This window comes from Paralcaligenes ureilyticus, assembly GCF_004346225.1.
In the GTDB taxonomy this organism is placed as follows: domain Bacteria; phylum Pseudomonadota; class Gammaproteobacteria; order Burkholderiales; family Burkholderiaceae_B; genus Paralcaligenes; species Paralcaligenes ureilyticus.
In genome coordinates, this window is sequence record NZ_SMAJ01000014.1 from 63,110 (window position 1) to 83,764 (window position 20,655).

The window sequence follows — 20,655 nt, forward strand, 5'->3', positions numbered from 1 at the left end:
TTTTATTTACCGCTAAATCAAGAGCTAACATGAAGCTGCGAATTTCTATGACGCGTACGTTGTCTGCGCTAGCCGTAATGGCGTCCTGTGCAGTCGCTGGGCAGGCCTGGGCGGCCGATGCCGCACCGATAGTGGGCAACGCCAAGGCGGCCCTGGACAAAACCTCAATGTGTATAGGTTGCCACGGCATTCGCGACTATAAGGCCTCGTTCCCCGAGGTCTATCACGTGCCGAAAATTGCCGGCCAGAATGCCGACTACATTGTCGCCGCCTTAAAAGAATACGCCAGCGGCGCGCGTACGTTCCCCACCATGGAAGCCATCGCCAGGAGCTTGTCGCCGCAAGACATGGCCGATCTGGCCGCACATTATTCCAGCTTTAAATAATCGAGGGCTCCCATGAAAAATTTGTCTCTCGCCTTGGTGGGCGCACTCCTGTTATGTGCAGGCTCAATGGCTCAGGCCGCCGATCTGGCCGCAGGCCAGGCCGCGTTCGCAAAATTTAGCTGTGCGTCGTGCCACGGCGCCGATGCCAAAACACCGATCAGCCCTGCATATCCGATTCTGGCCGGCCAGCACCAAGATTACCTCAGCCATGCGCTGCACGCCTACAAGCGTGGGCAGGCCAATGCGCCCGCCTCGTCCAATTTGCGTAAAAACGCCACTATGGGCGCCATGGCTGCGCAACTGACCGATGCCGACATCGCCAACATCACTGCCTGGCTAGCTACTCTGCCGTCGCCTTTGTCGGTTCAGCAATAGGTTTTGCGAAGGTGGCACCCACAAGGGGTGCCGCTACATGATTCGCGGGCACGCTTTGTAGCGGCACCCCTTGTGGGTGCCATAAATCCTGGCGCCGCAACACAATCCAGCGCAAGAGCGCGCTACCCCCGCGTAGCGCGCTGCCTGATCAATTCCAGATACGTGTCGCTGTCGAACGGCGTCCCCAGACGCTGCGCTTCCCACACCACCTGCCCCAGACTTTCCATGATTTCGTGGGCCGCCTCGTGCGCATCGCGCACAGCCTGCAATTGCTCCCAGGCCGCCTTGATGCCGGGCGGTTGATCTATGGATAATTGCTCGGCGATGGCCAGATGCATGGAGAGATGCAAAAACGGATTGGTCTTGCCTTGCTCGACGGTATAGTCCGCCCCTACCGCATTTTCACTTTCCAGATCGCCATGATATTCAGGATGCTGAACGATCACATCAATGGCCATGGCTTCCAGAGGGCTGATAAGCTCTGCATTGCGATGTTTGCGCCAGGCCTCGGTGAAAAACTGCCGCACCTGCTCGCGAGACGGATTGAACATGGGATGTGTATGCCTAAAAACGGGTATTTTAACTGGCCCGGGCAGGGTGTTCGCGACGCTTTGGCCGCTGTTTTTTACCAGAGCGGCTAAAATCACTCCCTATTTAGGCTAAACTACTCTTATATAAGACTGATTTTTACCGAACCCCCCTCCCATCGGAGACATTGGAGCATTCATGTCCTACCAGCACATCAAGGTCCCGGCAGCGGGCCAAAAAATTACGGTCAATGCCGATTTTTCGATCAACGTACCCGACGAGCCGATCATCCCCTATATCGAAGGCGATGGCACCGGAGCCGATATCACCCCCGTCATGCTCAAAGTGGTGGACGCGGCGGTTGCAAAGGCCTATGGCGGCAAACGCAAAATTCACTGGATGGAAGTGTATGCCGGTGAAAAGTCCACCAAAATTTACGGCCCTGATGTTTGGCTGCCTGAAGAAACCCTCGATGCCGTCAAAGATTACGTGGTATCGATCAAGGGCCCGCTCACCACGCCTGTAGGCGGTGGCATCCGTTCGCTGAACGTCGCTTTGCGCCAGCAATTGGATCTGTACGTTTGCCTGCGGCCCGTGCGCTATTTCGAAGGTGTGCCTTCGCCCGTGCGCGAACCGGAAAAAACCAATATGGTTATTTTCCGTGAAAACTCCGAAGATATTTATGCCGGTATTGAATTTGCGGCCGAATCCGAGCAGGCCAAGGCCTTGATCGAATTCCTGCAGACCAAGCTGGGCGTGAAAAAAATCCGTTTCCCGGCCACATCGGGCATTGGCGTCAAGCCCGTGTCGCGCGAAGGTACGCAGCGCCTGGTTCGCAAAGCCATGCAGTATGCCATCGACAATGACCGTCCGTCGGTCACTCTGGTGCATAAGGGCAATATCATGAAATTCACCGAAGGTGGGTTCCGCGATTGGGGCTACGAACTGGCGCAAAAAGAGTTTGGTGCGCAGCCTATCGATGGCGGCCCGTGGTGCAAATTCAAGAACCCCAAAACGGGTCGCGACATCATTGTCAAGGATGTCATCGCCGATGCCTTCCTGCAGCAAATTTTGTTGCGCCCGGCCGAGTACTCGGTGATCGCCACGCTTAACCTTAATGGCGACTATATCTCTGACGCTCTGGCCGCTCAAGTAGGCGGCATTGGTATCGCCCCGGGCGCCAACCTGTCGGATTCGGTCGCGATGTTCGAGGCGACGCACGGCACGGCGCCCAAATATGCCGGCAAAGATTACGTTAACCCGGGTTCGGAGATTCTTTCCGCCGAAATGATGCTGCGTCATATGGGCTGGACCGAAGCGGCCGATCTGATTATCGCCAGCATGGGTAAATCGATTCTGTCGAAAAAGGTCACTTACGACTTCGCCCGCCTGCTCGAAGGCGCCACCCAGGTTTCGTGCTCGGGCTTCGGTCAGGTTTTGATCAACAACATGTAATCATTGCCGCGCTCGACATTGTGTTCGCACGCCCGCTTCTTGCATCCTTTGTTCTATGCTTTCCCTTGTTCGCACACGCGGATTGCACGACAAGCTTGAAGGAGTGGACCCAGACGCTGCACCCCGGCCGTGCTATCAGCACCGATTACGCCGCTTGCAAGGTCTGGCCCGAAAATCCGGCACAAACGCTGGCTGTTTTGCCCTTGCCTCAGAAAGGCGCAACAGCGGATGCAACGGTCTACGATGTCGAGGTACTGGTGGCAGACAGCAAATCGGGGGCGATTATTGCGCATAGCTACGAACCGTCCTCTATTACGTCGGATGCAGTCGGCTTGCAGGGTATGGCTCTCGACACGGCGCATTGGCAGCTTGCGCCTCAGGCGCTGGCTTTCGGCGTGAGGAAGAGCTACGAGGGTTCGTCGCGGGTGAACCCCTTCGCCGCGACCACGCTCAGCCTTTACGTTGTCGACGGAACCAGGCTGCGCAGGGTGCTCGCCAACCTGACAACACAGCAAAGCAATGGAGAATGGGACGGCAATTGCGCCGGCCAATTCTCCGACATCGCCCGCGTCATATCAATCGGCCCCGCCGGTCGGGGCGGTTATGCAACGCTGCAGGTCAAAGAAAAAACCGTCGATGCGACCCATGCCCAGGCCGCAGGCCAATGCGTGACGAAGAACAAACCGTCCAGGCAGTCTAATGCGACACTGAATTACGACGGTGCGCACTACGGCGTCCCGGCCGCCTTGGCCTTCGACCAATGACTGTTTTGGTCTTCGGGCAATAGGGTGTTTTGCATAGATGACAGGCACAAGGCCTGTCGCTACAAACTTCGCGGATATCTAAATGTAGCGGCACCCCTTGTGGGTGCCATTTTCGTTAATAATAGGTGGGCTGGCGCCGAGGCGCACAAGCGAGCGCAAGGGTCGCTCTACGTATTTACGGTCATAATTGCGACTGTGTTTACGACTCTACTTCCCCCTGCGCCCATTCTTTTCGAGGCACCAAAAATGGATTTTTCCTTCACCCCCGAACAAGACGCCATACGCGCCGCGATAGCGAAAATCTGCGAACAATTCGACGACCAGTACTGGCTTGAGAAAGATCGGGACGGCGGGTTTCCGCATGATTTGCATCAGGCCCTGGCGCGCGACGGCTGGCTGGGCATCTGCATCCCCGAGCAATATGGCGGGGCGGGGCTGGGGATTACGGAAGCGGCCATCATGATGCAAACGATCAGCCAGTCGGGCGCGGGGCTGACTGGCGCTTCGGCCGTGCACATGAATATTTTCGGATTGAATCCGGTGGTGCAGTTTGGCTCCGAAGAACAGAAGCAGCGGATGCTACCGCCGCTGGTTCAGGGGCGCGAGAAGGCGTGTTTTGCCGTGACCGAGCCCAACACGGGTTTAAATACGACCGAGCTGAAAACGAAAGCGGAGCGCCATGGCGATCATTATTTATTAAGTGGCGCCAAGGTCTGGATTTCAACTGCCCAGGTAGCCGAGAAAATGCTTATTCTGGCGCGCACCACGCCTCTTGAACAGGTCAAGAAACATACCGATGGGCTAAGCCTTTTCTATACCGACCTGGATCGCCGCCACGTCCGGGTGCAGGAAATAGAGAAAATGGGGCGCAAGGCGGTGGACTCCAACGAGTTGTTCATCGATGGCTTGAAGGTGCCTACGGCCGATCGGATTGGCGAGGAGGGCAAAGGATTCCACTATATTCTGCATGGGATGAATGCCGAGCGGATTTTGATCGCTTCCGAGGCCGTGGGGCTTGGGCGCGTCGCCCTGCAGCGTGCGACCGACTACGCCAAAGAGCGCATCGTGTTCGGCCGCCCGATTGGGAAGAACCAGGGGATCCAGCATCCGCTCGCGGCATGCTGGATGGAGCTTGAAGCGGCCAGCCTGATGGTGTTCCACGCCGCGTCGCTCTACGATCGCGGCGAGCCTTGCGGCGCCCAGGCCAACGCAGCCAAGTATCTGGCGGGCGAGGCGGGTTTCAACGCCTGCCAGACGGCGGTCATGACGCATGGCGGCTTCGGCTATGCCAAGGAATATCATGTCGAGCGCTATTTGCGGGAGGTGCTGATCCCGCGCATTGCGCCGGTCAGCCCGCAGCTGGTGTTGTGCTATATCGCGGAAAAAGTGCTTGGTTTGCCGAAATCGTACTAGGCATGCCGTTTAAAGGATAACGCCATGAATTTCACCCTGACTCACGAGCAGCAGCAGTTGCGCGAAGCGGCGCGCAAGTTTGCCGCAGGATCATTGCGTGACGTGGCGCGGCAAGTCGAAGAAGACGACGAACCCGTATCACGCGACTGGGTCAAAAAATTTGCCGCCGTGGGTTTTCTGGGCATCAACATTAAAGAGCAGTACGGCGGGCAGGGGTTGAGCCATCTTGATGCGGTGCTGGTTTTGGAAGAAGTCGCCAAAATATCGCCGGCAGTCGCCTTTCCAATTTTTGAGTCCTGTTTTGGCCCCATGCTGGCGATCCAGCATTTTGCCGGTGAAGAACTCAAGCAACGCGTCATCCCCAAAGTGTGCGCCGGAGAATGGATTGTGGCCGTCAGCATGTCCGAGCCTGACGCAGGCAGCGCGCTCACCGATCTGAAAACCCGGGCGGTCGTCCTCGGCGATAAACTGATCATCAATGGCCAAAAGCGCTGGTGCTCGGGCGCCGGCCATTCAGATGCCTATGTGGTCTATTGTCGCCTTTCAGACGAACCCGGTGCCAAAAGTATTGGTGCGGTCTATGTGGAAAAAGGAAGCCCTGGCTTGACGTTCGGAAAACGCGAGCGTTTGATGGGTTTTCGCGGCATTGCCAGCGCTGATATGTATTTTGATAACGTCGAAGTGCCGTTGGCTCATCTGATCGTTCCGGCGGGCGGTTTCAAGAAACTAATGGAAGCCTTCGATCTGGAGCGTTGCGGCAACGCCACCATGAGCCTGGCGCTGGCTGCCGGAGCGCTGGAATATGTACTCGATTATGTGCAGGAACGCCAGCAGTTCGGCAAACCGATAGTCGAATTTCAGGCGGTGCAGATCAAGTTGGCTGAAATGGCGATGCGGGTAGATGCGGCACGCTTGCTGCTTTATCGGGCAGTCATCAATGCCCAGGAGGGCTTGCCGTCGGCCAAGGAGAGTTCCATGGCCAAATGCTTTGCCAATGAGATGGTGCGCGAAGTATGCGGATCGGCGTTGCAGCTGATGGGTGGCTATGGTTACAACAAGGAGTATCCGATGGAACAGCGCTTGCGCGATGCGTGGGGCTGGGGCATCGCCGGAGGTGCTATCGATATCCAGAAAATTAATATTGCATCGGCCCTGGTCGACAAGCGATTCGATCAGCGCCGCTGAAAAATGTGGGCCGCGCCATCAGGCCTGAGCAAAAAAGCTCCAACCAAGTGTATTCCCTAAGTGTTCCAGCGTGGAAGTTCGTGCACAATGCTTGGCATGCAGGTGAGGAGACAAAGCCCTGCATGGGCAGCCGATCAAACGGTGCATTACAAAGCAGGTCCCCAAAAAAAGTATAAATGACAAACGCCGACAGCATTGCTGTCGGCGTTTGTCATTGCCGCAGCAGGACCTGTACCGCACCCGATCCGCCGTCCTGTTCCCGGCATTCGGCGTAGGCCTGCACGTATGCCAGTTGGGTCAACCAGCGCCGCACGCTCTCTTTAAGCACCGGCGTGCCGTTCTTCGAGCCATGTCCCTTGCCGTGCACGACGCAGACGCATCGCAGGTGGTGCGTCAGGCACGATTGCAAAAACTGATCCAGGCGCTCACGAGCTTCGTCCAGTGTGGCGCCGTGCAAATCCAGAGTGGCGCCAATGGGCCATTTGCCGCGTTTCAGGCCTTTGAGCAGGTCCGGGCCGCTGCCGGCTCGTACAAACTCTGATTCATCCTGCGCCTGCCGGGCGCTGGTGTACAGATCAGATACGGGTGTTGCCGGAGCGTGTTGCGCACCTATGGCCGCTTGGCGGCGCTGACGTAGTTGCGCGACAGGCGCGGTTGGCACCGGGGGCAAAATGGCCCGTTGGGAGCCATGGAGCCGCGCCGCCCCTTTGACGGCCTGCCGGAATACGCGCTGGTCTTCGGCGTCTGGAGCAGGCGCTTGCAATGCCGGGGTCGTTGGAGGCTGGTGGGCGGTTCTGGATGCGGGGGGTTCGGGGGCCGCCGCCGCTTTTTGCCGCAGCCGCTTCAGGTCGGCCAGGCCGCCTTTAGTTGCCCGCATTCTCCAGCCACCGTTGTGCGTCAAGGGCCGCCATGCAGCCGGTGCCGGCGCTGGTGATGGCCTGGCGATACACGTGATCCTGCACGTCGCCGGCCGCAAATACACCGGGCGTCGAGGTCATGGTGGCCATTCCCTTCAGGCCGCCCTGGGTCACGATATAGCCATTTTCCATCTCAAGCTGCCCGCTGAATATCTCGGTATTGGGGCGATGCCCGATAGCAATGAAAACGCCCGTAACCGCCATATCTTCGCTTGTCTGGGTTTGATTGTTGAGCAGGCGTGCGCCCGTTACCCCGGAGGCGTCGCCCAGCACCTGTTCGAGTTCGTAGAACAATTTAAGGCGCATGTTGCCGTTGTTGACCTTTTCCATCATTTTGTCGATAAGAATGGGTTCGGCGCGGAATTTATCGCGCCGGTGCACCAAGGTCACCGTGCGGCAGATGTTCGACAGGTACAACGCTTCTTCCACGGCCGTATTGCCGCCGCCGACCACGATAACATCTTGATTCTTGTAGAAAAAACCGTCGCAGGTGGCGCAGCCCGAAACGCCTCGCCCCATGAATTCGTGCTCGGTGGGCAGGCCCAGGTATTGGGCCGATGCGCCGGTGGCGATGATCAGGGCATCGCACGTGTAGGCGGCGCCTGTGTCTCCGGAGAGGGTAAACGGGCGTTTGGACAGGTCGACGCTGGCAATGTGATCGGCCACCATTTCAGTGTTGAAGCGTTCGGCGTGCGCCTGGAAGCGCTGCATCAGGTCGGGGCCTTGCACGCCTTGCACGTCGGCTGGCCAATTGTCGACGTCGGTGGTGGTCATCAATTGCCCGCCCTGTTCCAGGCCGGTGACCAGGACGGGGGAAAGGTTGGCGCGCGCGGCGTAGACCGCCGCGCTGTAGCCGGCCGGGCCCGATCCTAGAATGAGAACCTTGGCGTGTTTGGGTGTTGTCATCACAGAAAATCCGAAAATAGTGAACAGGCAATTATAATGAGTCCATGGCTAGAATACCTGCGACATCTCCCCGCTCATCGCGCAACGTGCGCAACGGTCCTTCACTCCTGCAATCCCGGGTTTCCGGATTGCTGCGCGAGGCACGCTGGATCGTGTTCGCTGCCCTGGCAGTATGGTTAGGCCTGGTTCTTGCGACCTGGCACGCTTCCGACCCGGCCTGGTCGCATTCGGTGCGCGCCGGCGTCACTCTGAATCGGGGAGGGCGGCTGGGCGCTTATGTATCCGATTTGCTGCTTTTCCTGTTTGGCTATTCGGCCTGGTTATGGGTGGTTTTGCTGGTGCAGCGTGTGGCGGTCGGGTTTTACCGGCTGACCAGCATGTTGTTGCCCAGCCTTAAAACAGACACCTTGCCGCGGGTTCACTGGGAAATCGGGATTGGATTCTTCCTGCTGTTCATTGGGGCGATGGGCACCGAAGCCATGCAGCTCAAGGCCTTGGGCGCTCATTTGCCCAGCGGTGCCGGGGGCGAGCTAGGCAAGCTGCTGTCGCATGCCATGTCCCTGTCGGTCGGGACCACCGGCTGCACGCTGCTGCTGCTGGTTCTGATGGCGGTGGGGGCGAGCCTCTTCTTCGGTTTTTCCTGGCTGTTTCTGGCCGAGCGCATCGGGTCGGCCATCGAAAAATCGGTGCGTCGCGTATTCGAGCTGAAGGCGGCGCGAGAAGACCGCAAGGTAGGCGAAGTCAAAAGCGCCGAGCGCACCGAGCTCGTTGAGGCCAAGCATGAGCAATTCGTGCACGAACAGCCCATACGCATCGAGCCGGCCATTACCAGCATTCCCAAATCCACGCGGGTCGAAAAAGAAAAGCAGAAAACGCTGTTTGTGGCGCCCATCGAGCCCGGTGCTTCGGGCGATTTGCCGGCGATCAGCCTGCTGGACCCGCCGGGTATAAGCATAGAAACCGTGGCGCCTGAAACAATTGAATTCACCTCGCGCCTGATCGAGAAAAAACTATCCGATTTCGGTGTCAAGGTCGTGGTGGTGGCGGCCCAGGCCGGCCCTGTGATCACGCGTTACGAGATCGAGCCGGCCACCGGCGTCAAAGGCAGCCAGATCGTCAATTTGGCCAAAGACCTGGCGCGCGCGCTTAGCCTGGTGAGTATCCGGGTGGTTGAAACGATTCCTGGCAAGAATTTAATGGGGCTGGAGCTTCCTAACCCTAAACGCCAGATCGTCAGGCTTTCCGAAATCATCGGTTCGCAAACCTATCACGTCAACCCCTCGCCGCTCACGATGGCGTTGGGTAAGGATATTGCCGGCAATCCGGTGGTGGCCGATCTGGGTAAAATGCCCCATCTGCTGGTGGCGGGGACTACGGGCTCGGGTAAATCGGTAGGCATCAATGCCATGATTCTGTCCTTGCTGTACAAGGCTGACGCCACCCAGACCCGCCTTATATTGATCGACCCGAAAATGCTTGAAATGAGCATTTATGAAGGGATCCCGCATTTGCTGGCGCCCGTCGTAACGGATATGCGTCATGCGGCCAACGCGCTGAACTGGTGCGTGGGCGAAATGGAAAAGCGCTACAAGCTCATGAGCAAGATGGGGGTGCGCAATCTCGCCGGCTATAACGTCAAGATACGCGAGGCCATCAAACGTGAAGAGCCCATTCCCAATCCGTTCTCCCTGACTCCGGATGCGCCCGAACCCTTGTCGACCCTGCCGATGATCGTGGTGGTGATCGACGAGCTGGCCGACCTGATGATGGTCGTGGGCAAGAAAATTGAAGAGCTCATTGCTCGATTGGCGCAAAAAGCCCGGGCCGCGGGCATCCACCTTATTCTGGCCACTCAGCGCCCCAGCGTCGATGTGATTACGGGCCTGATCAAAGCCAACATCCCGACCCGCATTGCGTTTCAAGTATCGTCCAAAATCGACTCGCGCACGATACTCGATCAAATGGGCGCCGAGGCTCTGTTGGGCATGGGCGATATGCTGTATATGCCGCCTGGATCGGGGTTTCCGACTCGGGTGCACGGTGCGTATGTCAGCGACGATGAGGTGCATCGGGTAGTCGATTCGCTTAAAGAGCAGGGCGAACCCAATTACGTAGAGGGCCTGCTCGAAGGTGCGCTGGAAGGCGAGACCGGCGATGGCGTGGGCAGTGTTACGGGCTTTGCCGATGCCGAGTCCGATCCTTTGTACGACCAGGCGGTCGAGGTCATTCTGAAGAATCGGCGCGCATCGATTTCGTCTGTACAGCGCCATTTGCGTATAGGCTATAACCGCGCGGCGCGCTTGCTTGAACAAATGGAAAACGCCGGCCTGGTCTCGGCCATGCAGTCCAATGGCAACCGTGAAATCCTGGTTCCTGCCGGAGAAGGTTCAAATGCAGAGTAAACATTTTTTGGCCGCCGTGTTGTTGGCGGCGAGCCCGGTGCTGGCCTGGTCGGCCGATGCGCCGACGCAATTGCGGCAGTTCGTGGCCAAGGTGGCGTCTGCTACGGGCGAATTCACTCAGCAAACCCTGGGCCAGCAGGGCCAGGCCAAGCCGCCGCAGTCAGGCGTGTTCTCGTTCCAGCGTCCTGGCCATTTTAAATGGCAGGTGCAAAAACCCTATGCACAACTGATCGTGTCCGACGGCACGAAAGTATTGCAATACGATCCCGATTTAAGCCAGGTCACCGAGCGCACGGTCGATAAGGCCATCGGCGCTTCTCCGGCGGCCATCCTGTTTGGCTCGGGCTCGCTGGACGACGCTTTTATCGTCAGCGCCCAGCCTGATCGCGACGGCTTGCAATGGCTGCGCGCCGTGCCGCGCGACACGGGCGCCGGGTTCGCCTATGCCGACATCGGTTTTAAAAACGATATGCCAGCGCGTCTGGAACTGAAGGATTCGTTTGGCCAAACCACGCGCATTGATTTAAGCCATATGGTGGCCAACCCCAAACTTCCGGCCGGCGAATTTACGTTTGTTCCACCGAAAGGCACCGATGTCGTCAAGATGTGATGCCTATGGCGACTAGCCAGGACCTTTTCAATCTCCCCGGCGGGACAGCGGCCAACGCTCCGTTGGCCGAGCGCTTGCGCCCCAAGACACTCGACGAGGTGGCGGGCCAGGTTCATCTGCTGGGTCCCGGCAAGCCCTTGCGCGTAGCGTTCGAGTCGGGCCGGCCCCACTCCATGATTTTCTGGGGACCGCCCGGGGTTGGAAAAACCACGCTGGCTCGCTTGATGGCGGCGGGATTCGATGCTCAGTTTTTGGCAATGTCGGCCGTTCTGGGCGGAGTCAAAGATATACGCGAGGCCGTTGTGGCGGCACAGGTGGCGCAAGGCCAGGGCCGGCGCACGATTCTGTTTGTCGACGAGGTGCATCGCTTCAACAAGGCGCAGCAGGACGCGTTTTTGCCCTATGTCGAAAGCGGGCTGTTCACGTTCATCGGGGCCACCACCGAAAACCCGTCCTTCGAAGTCAATTCGGCGCTGTTGTCGCGTGCTCGCGTGTACGTGCTCGAGTCGCTCGGCGTCGCCGAGTTGCAAGAGTTGTTGCGACGCGCGATGGCCATGATCAACGCGGCGCTGCCCGAGTCCGAGACACTGCAGTTCGATGAATCGGCGCAAGCGCAACTGGCTGCCTGGGCCGATGGCGATGCGCGGCGGCTGATCAATGCCGTCGAGGTCGTGGCCGAGTCGGCACGCGGTGCCGCGCGCCGTGTCATTGATTCGGAATGGCTCGAAACCTCTCTTTCGCAGAATTTGCGGCGCTTCGATAAGGGCGGCGATGCGTTTTACGATCAAATCAGCGCCTTGCATAAATCGGTGCGCGGTTCGGATCCCGACGCCTCGCTGTATTGGTTTGCCCGCATGCTCGATGGCGGCGCCGACCCGCGCTATTTATCGCGCCGCATTGTGCGCATGGCCGTCGAAGACATTGGCCTGGCCGACCCCAGGGCCACTGAAATTGCTCTTAACGGCGCCGATATCTACGAACGGCTGGGTTCGCCCGAGGGCGAGCTGGCGCTGGCCCAGGCCGTGGTCTATCTGGCCTGTGCAGCCAAGTCCAATGCCCTGTATACCGCCTACAAAGCGGCACGTGCCTATGCCCAGGAAAACGGCAGCGCGCCCGTGCCGCTGCACTTGCGCAATGCGCCCACCAAGCTCATGAAGCAACTGGGCCATGGGCAAGCCTATCGCTATGCGCACGACGAACCGCACGGCTATTCGGCAGGCGAACACTATTTTCCCGATGGACTGAAGGCCAAATTCTATCGCCCCACCGACCGCGGCCTGGAAGGTAAAATTGCCGAGAAGCTGGCCTTTCTTAGAAAGCTGGATGACGAGGCCAAGAGTTGATCTTGGTTATCAACGATTTTGGCAGCCACAAGGGCTGCCGCTACAGAAACGTACCCGTGAATCATGTAGCGGCACCCCTTGTGGGTGCCATGCCTGCCGGCGCCTATCTTATCAGTGCCACCCCATTTTTTTTCTTAATTTAATAAATCTGCTGAATCAACCATGTTAGATCCCAATCAATTACGCAAAGACCTGGCCACCGTCATCGACCGGCTTGCGCTGCGCGGTATGGTGTTCGATGCCGAACGCTTCAATCGGCTTGAGGCGCGCCGCAAGACCGTTCAGGTGGAAACCGAGAACCTGCAGGCGCGCCGTAATGCCGTATCCAAACTGATCGGGCAACTGAAATCCAAAGGCGCGGACGCCAGCCAGGAGCTCGCCGAATCGCAGGCTATTCCCGCCCGCCTTAAAGAATTGGAGGCCGAGCTGGCCGCGGTGCAGGCCGAACTGAACGAATGGCTGATGACCTTGCCGAATCTGCCGCACGCCAGTGTCCCGGCCGGGGCGTCCGCCGACGACAATGTCGAAGTGCGGCGCTGGCTGCCCGCGGCGGCGGCCGCCGATGGCAACCCGCAGCCTTTGCCCTTCGAGCCAAAAGACCACGTATCGTTAGGCGAGCCGCTGGGGTTGGACTTCGACGCGGCGCGCAAGCTTTCAGGCGCGCGCTTCATGATGTTGCGCGGTCCCATCGCCCGTCTGCATCGCGCACTGGCGCAATTCATGCTCGATCTGCAAACCACCGAGCATGGCTACCTGGAATGCTACACCCCGTATATCGTCAATAGTTCCACTTTGTTCGGCACTGGCCAGTTGCCCAAATTCAAAGACGATATGTTTTGGGTGACCAAGGGTGGCGCGGATGACGAGCCTAACCTCGACGAGCATGGCAATGCCGTGGCGAGCGAAGATCTGTATCTTATTTCCACGGCTGAAATTCCCCTGACCGCTTCGGTGCGCGATTCCATCGTGCCGCTGTCGGCGTTGCCGATGAAGCTCACTGCGCACACCCCTTGCTTTCGTTCCGAAGCGGGCAGCGGCGGGCGCGACACACGCGGCATGATCCGCCAGCATCAATTCGACAAGGTCGAGATGGTGCAGATCGTGCATCCCGACACATCCTACGATGTTCTCGAGCAGATGGTGGGCCACGCCGAGGCCGTGCTGCAAAAACTGCGTGTTCCGTATCGGGTGGTCTTGCTGTGCGGCGGCGATATGGGGTTCGGATCGGCCAAAACCTACGATCTGGAAGTCTGGCTGCCGGCGCAGAATACCTGGCGTGAAATTTCGTCGGTGTCCAATTGCGAGGCCTTTCAGGCGCGCCGCATGCAGGCCCGCTATCGCCCCGAAAAAGGCAAGCCCGAATACCTGCATACCCTGAACGGTTCAGGCCTCGCTGTAGGCCGGGCCCTGGTTGCCGTGCTTGAAAACTATCAGCAAGAAGACGGCAGCATTGTTGTCCCCGAGGTATTGCGGCCCTATATGGGCGGGCTGACCGTCTTGTCGAGCTAGCTCTAAAAAAAATGGCAGCCACAAGGGCTGCCGCTACAAAAACCGACCCGTGAATCATGTAGCGGCACCCCTTGTGGGTGCCATAAAATGTAGTGGCAGCTCTTGTGGCTGCCAAAAAAAGAGCCACACTAAGTGGCTCTTTGCTATTCATAGCGTGCTATGAAGGCAAGTTAATCGTCGTGGTCGCCATGGTCGCCGTGGTGTTTCCAGTGTCCGCGGCCGCGTTCGCCGCGCCAGTCGCGACGTTCGTAATGGCCGTCGCGATAGTAGCGAGGAGCGTAACCATATACCGGCGTATAAACGCGCTCGGGCACCACTACGACTCTGGGGGGTTCTACATAACTTACCGGTGGATAGTATTCGGGCACTCCATATACCAAACCTGGAATACCTATGGAAATGCCTACATCCACGCGAGCCATGGCAGCGCTTGATCCGAGTAGAGCCAAGGTTGCGGCACCTGCCAGTAGTAGTCGTTTCATATTTTGCTCCTGCACTTTTAACGCGATGCCCCATTGTCGGCCAAATGGAGGGGGGCAACGTAAGCGAGCGGCCTAATACGCGTCGAAACGCAACTGTTTCGGCCGCTTTCGCAGGCGCTATAACATTTGTTTACATTTGTGTGGCGTGGAGGCCACCGTATTTTGGGTGACCTCAAAGTTACAGGAGTGCGTACTTTCAGTTGCGAGCTACTGAATAGGGGTATCCATAACCGTCAGTGTCAGCTTGGTTAGTTTGGATGCCTTGTCGTACTCCATTGCCGCCGTCCGGCTAGCTATCAGTTTTTGCCGATGACTGGTGAATGTATAGCTATAAAACTGTTGCGAGGCGCCGTCGGAACTGTTCGTCGTGGTTTGCGGCTCACCTAGCGCTTGAATAATGGCCGCCTTATCCGTCCCGATAGGGAACATTCTTGTCAAACTTTCCTGAGTGGCCGTTGCTAACTGTACCGTTCCGGCTTGTTTGTCTGCGAGGGCATTGCCGGGCTGGGTGGCAATCGTCTCGAATATCGCGTTGCAGCCGGTTAGGGCGATACATGCGCATAGTGCACTGATCGTTGTCCGCAGTTTCATTTGTATGTCCAATATGTTGCTGAAAGTTCCGGCCCTTCTCAAGCTAATGGGAAGGGCCGTTTAATTACCACGTACTTTTCGAGGTGCTGAAATCCACCCTGGTCAACAAATTGGCCTTGTCATATTGCATAACAACGGTCTGCGACTGGACCACCTTGCGCTGGTAGCTGGTGAAGGAGTACGTGTACACCTGTGACGATGTCCCATTCGAGCTTGTCGACGAAGACATAGGGGTGCCCAGCTGTTGCATGACGACGGCTTTCGATGTCCCTTTGGGGAACATGGTGTTTACACTCTCTTCCGTTGCGGACGCTAAAAGCGGCGAACCGGTACCCTTGTCCGCCAAAGCGCCGCCTGGCGCGTACATATTGGCTTCGCTGTAACCCGAATAGAATGGGATGCAGCCGCTCAATGTGGTGCTTGCCAGGATAATCGCTGCCGATATTTTCAGTTTCATTTTGTCCCCTTTTGGTTAATTTGCAAAAATATATCAGCAAAACGTTCAGATTTATGTAAGTTTTATGGGATTGATTCATGTCGTCGCGGAATAACCACATGAATAAAATAGGTATGGTGTTTTTCGACCTTTTCGTGCAGTACTGGATCGCGCTTGTTTTCAACGGTCCGGAAGCGTGGACGATGGTAGCCACAAGGGCCGCCGCTACAAAAAAATAGCAGCCACAAGGGCTGCTGCTACAAAAAAAGCCGCGAGGGCTGCTGCTACGAAAACCTACCCGTGAATCATGTAGCGGCACCCCTTGTGGGTGCCATAACCCCACGCCTTCTGCAAATCGGCAATGCATCGCAAGCGCAAAAAAAGGCCGTGCATGCACGGCCTTGCTCAAAGTTCGGATTAAACGCTAAGCAGCGGGGTCCGAATTGCTCATCTACTTGCTCAAACTTGTCAGAGCCTCTTAGCGGCGATAATCGTGACCATGGCCGCGATGGTTCTTCCAGTGGCCACGGCCGTGGCCGCGACGATATCCACGGTACTCGACAAAGCCCTCACGGTAGTAGCGTGGGCCATAACCATATACAGGTACTGGTGCGTAGATCGGCCCCGGCACCACAACCACCGGCGGTGGGGCGACATAGACTGGCGGATAGTAAGCGGGCCCGCCGAACACAACCCCGGGGACTCCGATGGAAATCCCGACATCGACGCGAGCCATGGCCGCGCTGGAACCGAGTAAAGCCACGGCTGCGATACCTGCCAATAACAGTCGTTTCATATTCACACCTGCTCGTTTAAGTTAGTGAAGCCATTGTCGGCTATTTTTCAGGTGCAAACGTAAGCTGGGTTGTCCAATACGCATCAAAAAGCAACTTTTCGGTTCTTTCAGGCGTATTTGTTACATCCGTTTGCGCCTGCTGCTTTTTATGCCGTCGGTTCCGCGCCACACAGCGCCCCTGTGCTAACCACAATCGTCGCCCGAATGGCTACTGGATGATGACACTGCGTAGGGGGCGACCCTTGTGGTCGCCCGTTTGCGCCATTCCATTCTAGTGGCAATCGACGATCTCAACGTTCCGAGGCTCATCTCGGATCCATGACAGCAAGCTGGCAGGTTAAAGTACGAGGTAATGTGCAAGGAATAAAAAGCCCAATGGCTAAAAATCGATATTAAAGGAAATAAAAATGCTCAAAAATAAACGCGGTGCTGTGACCCTTGTCGCGATGGGACTTCTCGCTTTAACCCTGTCCGGTTGCCAAAAACACGAAGGTCCGGCAGAAAAAGCCGGCAAGGAAATTGACAACGCAATAAGTCAGGCCGGCCAGCAAATTCAAAAAGTGGGTGACAATATCCAGGGTGCAGCAAAAGATGCTCAAAAGTAAAACATCGATATCACGGTATGCTGTGGCATCAATATCGCATCTCGTAGGGGCGATTACAAGGGTCGGCTACAGTTCCGCAAGCGCCTTCAGCGTCGCATTCACCCGCCATGTCGGGCTGCCGCCAACGCGTTATACGCAGGAGCAGATGGAATCGCAACGCCTGTAGGGGGAACTCCGTTCGGCCCATGTCAACGGCCGGGGCGGACGCGGAATCGAAACACCCGTGGGGGCGACCCTTGTGGTCGCCCGCGCCGCTACGTGTTTCCTCAGTTGGAATGAAGTGGTAAAAAAGAAGGTAGGCGGCGAAGCCAAGGGCACGCTACCTGGTCACGCGGCCGCTTTTTTACGCTGCGCCTGCTTGAGCATGACGGCTGCGGGTCGTAGGAGAACCTCCAACTTCTCTACTGAAAGGCTAACACAATGACTACCGGAACCGTTCATCTCCACCGCGTCTTGCGCGCAACCCCCGAACGCGTCTATCGCGCCTTCCTCGAGCCCGATGCGATAGCGAAGTGGCTTCCGCCCTACGGGTTCACTTGCGAGGTCCACCATATGGATGCCAAAGTGGGTGGTACTTACAGGATGTCCTTTCGTAATTTCAGCACGGGCAACGGCCACTCGTTCGCCGGAGAGTATCTTGAACTGGTGCCGTTCGAGAAGATCCGTTACTCGGACCAATTCGACGACCCCAACCTGCCTGGCCAGATGCACGCCACCATTTCATTGCGGCAGGTGTCCTGCGGGGTCGAGCTCACCATCGTGCAGGAAGGCGTGCCCGAGGTCATTCCTGTGGAGATGTGCTACCTGGGCTGGCAGGAGTCGCTTGTTCAACTGGCAAAGCTGGTGGAGCCCGAAATTCCTGACTGACCGCGCGGCTTGAGTGCACGTGTCTGTTCCAACCGAGGAGAGCCAAGATGGTCAGCAAGAACACGATTTGCCTCTGGTACGACGGCACCGCGTTGGACGCCGCGAAGTTCTACGCGGAAACGTTCCCGGACAGCGCGGTGGGGGCGGTCCATCGTGCGCCTGGCGACTATCCCGCGGGCAAGCAGGGTGATGTCTTGACGGTCGAGTTCACAGTGATGGGCATCCCTTGTCTCGGCCTGAATGGGGGGCCGGGGTTCAAGCACAACGAGGCATTCTCGTTCCAGGTAGCGACCGACGACCAAGCCGAAACGGACCGCCTATGGAACGCGATTGTCGGAAACGGCGGCCAGGAAAGCGCATGCGGTTGGTGCAAGGACAAATGGGGGCTGTCGTGGCAGATCACGCCACGCACCCTGGTGGCCGCGATCACCGATCCTGATCGGGCCGCGGCCAAGCGCGCGTTCGAAGCCATGATGGGGATGGGAAAGATCGACATCGCTGCGATCGAAGCGGCGCGACGCGGCTGATGCTCCCGGTGTTGGGCCACCTCGCGGTATCCAAGTTGACGGGCGACCACAAGGGTCGCCCCTACGAGGTGTGTTCAAGAGGCTGGACTTCTTCGGCAATTAGTTTGGCCACTTTCGCCTCTGCTACTTTGAGGTCGTAGGCTTGCTGCAGGTTTAGCCACGACGTTGCATCTCCGCCGAAAAAAGCGGCCAGCCTCAGTGCAGTGTCGGGGGAGACGCCTCGGCGCTCGCGAACGATCTCGTTCATGCGAGTCGTCGGTACGTGCAGCATAGTAGACAGAGCATTGACGCTCATATTTAGCGGGGTGAGGTATTCCTCTCGCAGGATTTCGCCCGGGTGAATCGGGCGCATGCCATTTTTGGACATAATAGGCTCCATTTCAGTGGTAATCGACGATCTCAACATTCCAGGGCCCTTCCTCGGTCCAGATGAAGCAGATGCGCCATTGATTGTTGATGCGAATACTGTGCTGTCCAGCTCGGCTTCCCTTGAGTGCTTCCAGCCGATTGCCGGGTGGCGAGCGCAGAAAACCGAGCGTATTCGCACTGTCGAGCATCTGTAGCTTACGTTCGGCGACCCCCTTGAAATTCGCAAACCGAGTGGTGCGGCGTCCCTCGTAAAGGGCTTGGGTCTCGGGGCATCGGAAACCTTTGATCATGTGTAAAGTCTATAACGCTTAACGTTAAACGTCAAATTCTATTTATTGGAGTCTTTGCAGCGGAAGTTATATCGAAGGGTCGCCCCTACGTTTGCCGACATACCGCTAGCACGAGTTGCCGCAGCCAACGATGAACGGGGTCGACCTCTAAACGAGGATGCCACATTTGCGACACCGTGATTTTTTCGGTCGCCACAGGCAGCTCGAAAGCATAGGTAGTGACGGACAAGGGCGATTGCTGATGTTCAGGCTGACTGCCCAGAAACGACGCGGGCACGAGTGCGATCAAATCGGAGGCTCGAGCCACGACCAGCGCGGCGGTGAAGCTGGGAACCATGGCGACGATCGTTCTTTCTAACCCCAAAGCAGCCAGCGCCTCATCGACCGGTCCATTGCTGCGCCCGTGGCGCGAAGCCACAACGTGGCCGAACGAGACATACCGTTCGGCTGTGACCTCGAGCTCCAATTCGAGTGGATGGCCTTTTCTGACAACACCGAGAAAGCGATCCCGGAAGAGAGCCTGCACGCGGACTTCCGGCCCCATTTCGCCTAAGACACCGATCTCGAGGTCGGCTGAACCCTCTCGCAAATACGCGGCCGTCTTCTCGGTCTTGGGTGCGAAGCGCAAGCGCACGAGCGGCGCGATCGCCGTCGCCGCAGTGATAAGAGTAGCGCCGAAGGCCTCCACAAAGCCGTCGTTGGCGCGGATGGTAAAGGTTCGCTGCAACGTCGGGAAATCCGGCTCTGTCGTTGAAGGGCGAAGTAGGGCACGCGCCTCGTGAATCGCATTTTGAATACGCGGGCGAAGTGCCTCCGCATGGGGTGTCAACACCATGCGGCGCCCCGCGCGAACCAGTAATGGGTCGCCGGTCGTCTCGCGCAGCCGGGTCAATGTTCGACTCATTGCCGAGGCGCTCAATCCCAGCCGGCGCGCAGCGCCAACCACGCTGCCCGCAGCGAGCAATACGTCGAGTGCAACGAGTAGGTTCAAATCGGGTTCGGGCATGTCGTCCGATCGTAGCACTAACCGTCGTGGCATGGCGTTTGATGCATGTTATAAGTGCAATCGTTGCGCCTTCCGCCATATGTGCCGCATCGATATACTTTCCAGGCTGATTCACGACTGAGCGCGTGGTGCGTCAATGCCACGTTCAATCAGCTTCACTCACAGGGAGCTATCAATGCAAAACTCATCTCCGCAGAAAACCGTCCTCCTCATCGGTGCATCTCGTGGCCTCGGCTTCGCAATGGTCGAGGAATTTCTCAAGCGTGGCTGGCGAGTCATCGCCACCGGGAGGGATGGCTCTACAGAAAAGCTTCGTCAACTCGCGAAAACTTCGCACGGAGCGCTTGAAGTGGAAACAGTCGACATCACGATTCCGGAGCAGGTCGCCGCACTACGCAGCCGTCTTGAGGCTCGGCGACTGGATGTACTTTTCGTGAATGCAGGTGTCAAAAACGACGATCGTGAAACGATCGCGGATGTCTCGACCGAGGAATTTGTGCGCGTAATGGTGACGAACTCGTTGAGTCCACTGCGAGTCATCGAGGCGCTTCAGGATCTCGTGCAGCCGACCGGAACGATTGGCGTCATGTCGTCCGGGCAGGGCAGCGTGGCAAACAACGATAACGGCAACCATGAGGTCTATCGGGGCAGTAAGGCCGCGCTCAACATGTTCATGCGCAGCTTTGCTGCGCGCCACCGAGACGACGCGAAAACCTTGTTGCTGATGGCGCCTGGATGGGTGCGGACGGACATGGGCGGTCCGCAAGCGCGTCTAAGCATCGAAGAAAGCATCCCGAACTTGCTGAACACGATCGAGGCTTACGAAGGTCGTTCCGGATTGCATTACCTGGACTATCTGGGGAGAGTCGTTCCTTGGTGAAAGGGCATTCCCA

At 57.7% G+C, this 20,655-nt stretch carries 24 protein-coding genes and 1 pseudogene; 15 read left to right on the plus strand and 10 right to left on the minus strand.

Going from position 1 to position 20,655, the window contains the following annotated elements; all coding sequences use genetic code 11:
• The first annotated feature begins 29 nt into the window (after positions 1-29).
• Both EDC26_RS15545 and EDC26_RS15550 read left to right on the plus strand, forming a co-directional pair.
• Complete coding sequence (locus tag EDC26_RS15545; protein WP_132584284.1) at positions 30-386, plus strand: c-type cytochrome; 357 nt, start codon at positions 30-32, stop codon at positions 384-386.
• A gap of 12 nt (positions 387-398) precedes the next feature.
• A complete protein-coding gene (locus EDC26_RS15550; RefSeq protein ID WP_132584286.1) occupies positions 399-761 on the plus strand; it encodes a c-type cytochrome in 363 nt (120 codons plus the stop codon).
• A gap of 122 nt (positions 762-883) precedes the next feature.
• On the opposite strand, the gene EDC26_RS15555 is transcribed toward EDC26_RS15550, so the two are convergent.
• A complete protein-coding gene (locus tag EDC26_RS15555; protein ID WP_132584288.1) occupies positions 884-1,312 on the minus strand; it encodes a DUF1841 family protein in 429 nt (142 codons plus the stop codon).
• 175 nt (positions 1,313-1,487) lie between these two features.
• Between EDC26_RS15555 and icd the strand changes: the two genes are divergently transcribed.
• From icd to EDC26_RS15575, 4 genes are all read left to right on the plus strand, one after another.
• Positions 1,488-2,744: an NADP-dependent isocitrate dehydrogenase gene (gene icd, locus EDC26_RS15560; protein WP_132584290.1), complete on the plus strand. Its 1,257-nt coding sequence runs from the start codon at positions 1,488-1,490 to the stop codon at positions 2,742-2,744.
• Positions 2,745-2,839: 95 nt separating this feature from the next.
• The gene (locus EDC26_RS15565; protein ID WP_132584292.1) at positions 2,840-3,508 is read left to right on the plus strand and encodes a PA3715 family protein; all 669 of its coding nucleotides are present in this window, start codon (positions 2,840-2,842) and stop codon (positions 3,506-3,508) included.
• Between the two features lie 246 nt (positions 3,509-3,754).
• Positions 3,755-4,921, plus strand: a complete 1,167-nt coding sequence (locus tag EDC26_RS15570; RefSeq protein WP_132584294.1) for an acyl-CoA dehydrogenase family protein — start codon at positions 3,755-3,757, stop codon at positions 4,919-4,921.
• A gap of 24 nt (positions 4,922-4,945) precedes the next feature.
• Positions 4,946-6,106, plus strand: a complete 1,161-nt coding sequence (locus EDC26_RS15575) for an acyl-CoA dehydrogenase family protein (protein WP_132584296.1) — start codon at positions 4,946-4,948, stop codon at positions 6,104-6,106.
• 211 nt (positions 6,107-6,317) lie between these two features.
• Here the strand turns inward: EDC26_RS15575 and EDC26_RS15580 are convergent, their stop codons facing one another.
• Both EDC26_RS15580 and trxB read right to left on the minus strand, forming a co-directional pair.
• Entirely contained in the window at positions 6,318-6,983 is a 666-nt protein-coding gene (locus tag EDC26_RS15580; RefSeq protein WP_132584298.1) for a Smr/MutS family protein, read from the minus strand.
• Complete coding sequence (trxB, locus tag EDC26_RS15585) at positions 6,970-7,929, minus strand: thioredoxin-disulfide reductase (protein ID WP_132584300.1); 960 nt, start codon at positions 7,927-7,929, stop codon at positions 6,970-6,972. Before trxB ends, EDC26_RS15580 begins: the two co-directional genes overlap by 14 nt.
• A gap of 44 nt (positions 7,930-7,973) precedes the next feature.
• Here trxB and EDC26_RS15590 point away from each other — a divergent pair, with 44 nt between their 5' ends.
• The 4 genes from EDC26_RS15590 (at position 7,974) to serS (ending at position 13,793) form a co-directional block, all read left to right on the plus strand.
• The gene (locus EDC26_RS15590) at positions 7,974-10,331 is read left to right on the plus strand and encodes a DNA translocase FtsK (protein WP_132584302.1); all 2,358 of its coding nucleotides are present in this window, start codon (positions 7,974-7,976) and stop codon (positions 10,329-10,331) included.
• Positions 10,321-10,941 carry an outer membrane lipoprotein chaperone LolA gene (gene lolA / locus EDC26_RS15595; protein WP_132584304.1) on the plus strand — a complete coding sequence of 207 codons (621 nt, stop codon included), beginning with the start codon at positions 10,321-10,323 and terminating at the stop codon, positions 10,939-10,941. The genes EDC26_RS15590 and lolA overlap by 11 nt, the downstream gene beginning before the upstream one ends.
• A gap of 5 nt (positions 10,942-10,946) precedes the next feature.
• Positions 10,947-12,284, plus strand: a complete 1,338-nt coding sequence (locus EDC26_RS15600; RefSeq protein ID WP_165931052.1) for a replication-associated recombination protein A — start codon at positions 10,947-10,949, stop codon at positions 12,282-12,284.
• A gap of 162 nt (positions 12,285-12,446) precedes the next feature.
• Positions 12,447-13,793: a serine--tRNA ligase gene (serS, locus tag EDC26_RS15605; protein ID WP_132584308.1), complete on the plus strand. Its 1,347-nt coding sequence runs from the start codon at positions 12,447-12,449 to the stop codon at positions 13,791-13,793.
• 170 nt (positions 13,794-13,963) lie between these two features.
• Here the strand turns inward: serS and EDC26_RS15610 are convergent, their stop codons facing one another.
• The 4 genes from EDC26_RS15610 to EDC26_RS15625 all read right to left on the minus strand — a co-directional run bounded on the left by EDC26_RS15610 (position 13,964) and on the right by EDC26_RS15625 (position 16,098).
• Positions 13,964-14,275, minus strand: coding sequence for a virulence factor (locus EDC26_RS15610; RefSeq protein WP_132584310.1), 312 nt, complete (start codon positions 14,273-14,275; stop codon positions 13,964-13,966).
• A gap of 207 nt (positions 14,276-14,482) precedes the next feature.
• Positions 14,483-14,866: an MDR/zinc-dependent alcohol dehydrogenase-like family protein gene (locus EDC26_RS15615; protein WP_132584312.1), complete on the minus strand. Its 384-nt coding sequence runs from the start codon at positions 14,864-14,866 to the stop codon at positions 14,483-14,485.
• 64 nt (positions 14,867-14,930) lie between these two features.
• The gene (bamE, locus tag EDC26_RS15620) at positions 14,931-15,323 is read right to left on the minus strand and encodes an outer membrane protein assembly factor BamE domain-containing protein (RefSeq protein WP_132584314.1); all 393 of its coding nucleotides are present in this window, start codon (positions 15,321-15,323) and stop codon (positions 14,931-14,933) included.
• Between the two features lie 457 nt (positions 15,324-15,780).
• Positions 15,781-16,098: a virulence factor gene (locus EDC26_RS15625; protein WP_132584316.1), complete on the minus strand. Its 318-nt coding sequence runs from the start codon at positions 16,096-16,098 to the stop codon at positions 15,781-15,783.
• A 407-nt stretch (positions 16,099-16,505) separates the two neighbouring features.
• On the opposite strand from EDC26_RS15625, the gene EDC26_RS15630 reads away from it, so the two are divergent.
• The 4 genes and pseudogenes from EDC26_RS15630 (at position 16,506) to EDC26_RS15645 (ending at position 18,097) form a co-directional block, all read left to right on the plus strand.
• Entirely contained in the window at positions 16,506-16,703 is a 198-nt protein-coding gene (locus EDC26_RS15630; protein WP_132584318.1) for a hypothetical protein, read from the plus strand.
• A gap of 58 nt (positions 16,704-16,761) precedes the next feature.
• A pseudogene (locus EDC26_RS20415) lies at positions 16,762-16,869 on the plus strand (AraC family transcriptional regulator); the annotation flags it as partial.
• Between the two features lie 254 nt (positions 16,870-17,123).
• Positions 17,124-17,570, plus strand: coding sequence for an SRPBCC family protein (locus tag EDC26_RS15640; RefSeq protein ID WP_132584320.1), 447 nt, complete (start codon positions 17,124-17,126; stop codon positions 17,568-17,570).
• 47 nt (positions 17,571-17,617) lie between these two features.
• Positions 17,618-18,097, plus strand: coding sequence for a VOC family protein (locus EDC26_RS15645; RefSeq protein ID WP_132584322.1), 480 nt, complete (start codon positions 17,618-17,620; stop codon positions 18,095-18,097).
• Positions 18,098-18,158: 61 nt separating this feature from the next.
• Here EDC26_RS15645 and EDC26_RS15650 read toward each other — a convergent pair whose 3' ends face one another.
• The 3 genes from EDC26_RS15650 to EDC26_RS15660 form a co-directional block, all read right to left on the minus strand.
• On the minus strand, positions 18,159-18,464 hold the full coding sequence (locus EDC26_RS15650) for a HigA family addiction module antitoxin (protein ID WP_132584324.1): 306 nt from the start codon (positions 18,462-18,464) through the stop codon (positions 18,159-18,161).
• A gap of 13 nt (positions 18,465-18,477) precedes the next feature.
• Positions 18,478-18,756 (minus strand): type II toxin-antitoxin system RelE/ParE family toxin, encoded by a 279-nt coding sequence (locus EDC26_RS15655; RefSeq protein ID WP_132584326.1) that lies wholly within the window; start codon positions 18,754-18,756, stop codon positions 18,478-18,480.
• Positions 18,757-18,841: 85 nt separating this feature from the next.
• Positions 18,842-19,762, minus strand: a complete 921-nt coding sequence (locus EDC26_RS15660) for a LysR family transcriptional regulator (protein ID WP_132584399.1) — start codon at positions 19,760-19,762, stop codon at positions 18,842-18,844.
• 175 nt (positions 19,763-19,937) lie between these two features.
• Here EDC26_RS15660 and EDC26_RS15665 point away from each other — a divergent pair, with 175 nt between their 5' ends.
• A complete protein-coding gene (locus tag EDC26_RS15665; protein WP_132584328.1) occupies positions 19,938-20,642 on the plus strand; it encodes an SDR family NAD(P)-dependent oxidoreductase in 705 nt (234 codons plus the stop codon).
• Positions 20,643-20,655 lie beyond the last annotated feature (13 nt).

Excerpts from the sequence above, each read along its gene's own strand:
- EDC26_RS15545 (WP_132584284.1), top strand. The coding sequence starts at position 30 with ATGAAGCTGCGAATTTCTATGACGCGTACGTTGTCTGCGCTAGCCGTA.
- EDC26_RS15550 (WP_132584286.1), top strand. The coding sequence starts at position 399 with ATGAAAAATTTGTCTCTCGCCTTGGTGGGCGCACTCCTGTTATGTGCA.
- EDC26_RS15555 (WP_132584288.1), bottom strand. The coding sequence starts at position 1,312 with ATGTTCAATCCGTCTCGCGAGCAGGTGCGGCAGTTTTTCACCGAGGCC.
- icd (WP_132584290.1), top strand. The coding sequence starts at position 1,488 with ATGTCCTACCAGCACATCAAGGTCCCGGCAGCGGGCCAAAAAATTACG.
- EDC26_RS15570 (WP_132584294.1), top strand. The coding sequence starts at position 3,755 with ATGGATTTTTCCTTCACCCCCGAACAAGACGCCATACGCGCCGCGATA.
- EDC26_RS15575 (WP_132584296.1), top strand. The coding sequence starts at position 4,946 with ATGAATTTCACCCTGACTCACGAGCAGCAGCAGTTGCGCGAAGCGGCG.
- EDC26_RS15580 (WP_132584298.1), bottom strand. The coding sequence starts at position 6,983 with ATGCGGGCAACTAAAGGCGGCCTGGCCGACCTGAAGCGGCTGCGGCAA.
- trxB (WP_132584300.1), bottom strand. The coding sequence starts at position 7,929 with ATGACAACACCCAAACACGCCAAGGTTCTCATTCTAGGATCGGGCCCG.
- EDC26_RS15590 (WP_132584302.1), top strand. The coding sequence starts at position 7,974 with ATGGCTAGAATACCTGCGACATCTCCCCGCTCATCGCGCAACGTGCGC.
- lolA (WP_132584304.1), top strand. The coding sequence starts at position 10,321 with ATGCAGAGTAAACATTTTTTGGCCGCCGTGTTGTTGGCGGCGAGCCCG.
- EDC26_RS15600 (WP_165931052.1), top strand. The coding sequence starts at position 10,947 with ATGGCGACTAGCCAGGACCTTTTCAATCTCCCCGGCGGGACAGCGGCC.
- serS (WP_132584308.1), top strand. The coding sequence starts at position 12,447 with ATGTTAGATCCCAATCAATTACGCAAAGACCTGGCCACCGTCATCGAC.
- EDC26_RS15610 (WP_132584310.1), bottom strand. The coding sequence starts at position 14,275 with ATGAAACGACTACTACTGGCAGGTGCCGCAACCTTGGCTCTACTCGGA.
- EDC26_RS15615 (WP_132584312.1), bottom strand. The coding sequence starts at position 14,866 with ATGAAACTGCGGACAACGATCAGTGCACTATGCGCATGTATCGCCCTA.
- bamE (WP_132584314.1), bottom strand. The coding sequence starts at position 15,323 with ATGAAACTGAAAATATCGGCAGCGATTATCCTGGCAAGCACCACATTG.
- EDC26_RS15625 (WP_132584316.1), bottom strand. The coding sequence starts at position 16,098 with ATGAAACGACTGTTATTGGCAGGTATCGCAGCCGTGGCTTTACTCGGT.
- EDC26_RS15630 (WP_132584318.1), top strand. The coding sequence starts at position 16,506 with ATGCTCAAAAATAAACGCGGTGCTGTGACCCTTGTCGCGATGGGACTT.
- EDC26_RS15640 (WP_132584320.1), top strand. The coding sequence starts at position 17,124 with ATGACTACCGGAACCGTTCATCTCCACCGCGTCTTGCGCGCAACCCCC.
- EDC26_RS15645 (WP_132584322.1), top strand. The coding sequence starts at position 17,618 with ATGGTCAGCAAGAACACGATTTGCCTCTGGTACGACGGCACCGCGTTG.
- EDC26_RS15650 (WP_132584324.1), bottom strand. The coding sequence starts at position 18,464 with ATGTCCAAAAATGGCATGCGCCCGATTCACCCGGGCGAAATCCTGCGA.
- EDC26_RS15655 (WP_132584326.1), bottom strand. The coding sequence starts at position 18,756 with ATGATCAAAGGTTTCCGATGCCCCGAGACCCAAGCCCTTTACGAGGGA.
- EDC26_RS15660 (WP_132584399.1), bottom strand. The coding sequence starts at position 19,762 with ATGCCCGAACCCGATTTGAACCTACTCGTTGCACTCGACGTATTGCTC.
- EDC26_RS15665 (WP_132584328.1), top strand. The coding sequence starts at position 19,938 with ATGCAAAACTCATCTCCGCAGAAAACCGTCCTCCTCATCGGTGCATCT.